Here is a 1,279-nt window from a genome sequence, read left to right as displayed (position 1 = left end):
TTGGCTCTTAGAATTTTTAATTTTTCTAACCCTATATATTCCTTATTTACTTTTGTAGTAGAAGGAAATACATGTGATGATATATAATCAGCCAAGCTTATATCTTGTGGAAATTCATCTTCATTATTTACAGAAAGACCGATAATTACATTATTACCCAAGATATTTCTAGCCTCTGTTAGGCTGATATCAGATTGTCCGATATGTAATCCTGTAGCATTAATATTTTTTGTAATATAAACATTATCATTGATAATTAGTGAGGCATTAAATTCATCCAAGATTTTTTTTGCTTCAATAGCATATTTCATGAATTCAGTATCTGTAATATTCTTTTCCCTGAGTTGAAACATACTGACACCACTAATTGCAAGCACTGATAAAATATCTTGTAATTTATTTATTTTACTTGCTTGAAATATCAAATATAGAGATAAATCAATGTTTTTCAACTTTAATACTCTAATTTTTTGTTCAAAATTGCTTTTAATGAAATCACAATTATTTTATGGTATAACAAAAATAGTTACAGACGGCAATATGTATAAATGTTAGCTAATAGTTTCGTATCACTTGAATAAATATTTCAGTATAATTTTTCTAGAACTTATAATTATATCGTTTTAATAAACAAGTAGGTAGTAGGTTATTTATGAATGATGGGATGTTTTATCAAAATAGTACTAAGAAGCAAAAATTTGTAGATAAGATTTTTACTTCTGTTACAGATAATTACGATTTAATGAATGATCTTATGAGCTTTGGGATGCATCGAAGATGGAAAAACATAATGTTAAACGAGATTGATGATTATTCAAAAAATCTTATTGATATTGCTGGAGGTACAGCTGATATTGCACTTAGATATTATACTAAAGCAAGAGCACAAAATATTACTCCTGAAATAATAATTCTTGATATAAATAACAAAATGCTAAAATCTGGAAGAGATAAGTGTATTAATAGAGGAATGATAGCAGATAAAGTTTCTTGGTTATGTGCAAATGCTGAAAATATTCCAATAGCTGATATGAGTATGCATTATTATGTTTGTGCTTTTGGTATACGTAATATGACAAATTTGACGGTAGTGCTAAATGAGGCTTACAGAATACTTAAGCCTGGTGGAAAATTCATTTGTCTTGAGTTTTCACATGTATCAAATAAGTTATTGTCTAAAATTTATAATATTTACTCGATAAATTGTATTCCACTTTTAGGAGAAGTAATAGCTCATAATAGACAAGCGTATGAATATTTAATTGAGAGTATAAAAAAA

2 protein-coding genes are annotated in these 1,279 nt (G+C 26.9%); one reads left to right on the top strand and one right to left on the bottom strand.

What is annotated here, in order from left to right; translation table 11 throughout:
* On the bottom strand, nucleotides 1-452 hold a 452-nt coding region (locus IHI24_RS04715; RefSeq protein ID WP_194966911.1), incomplete at its 3' end, for a thiamine phosphate synthase.
* Nucleotides 453-652: 200 nt separating this feature from the next.
* On the opposite strand from IHI24_RS04715, the gene IHI24_RS04710 reads away from it, so the two are divergent.
* On the top strand, nucleotides 653-1,279 hold a 627-nt coding region (locus IHI24_RS04710; RefSeq protein ID WP_194966910.1), incomplete at its 3' end, for a ubiquinone/menaquinone biosynthesis methyltransferase.

This window comes from Rickettsia endosymbiont of Cardiosporidium cionae, assembly GCF_015476335.1.
Classification (GTDB): domain Bacteria; phylum Pseudomonadota; class Alphaproteobacteria; order Rickettsiales; family Rickettsiaceae; genus JADHZC01.
This window is presented reverse-complemented; position numbering and strand designations above follow the sequence as displayed.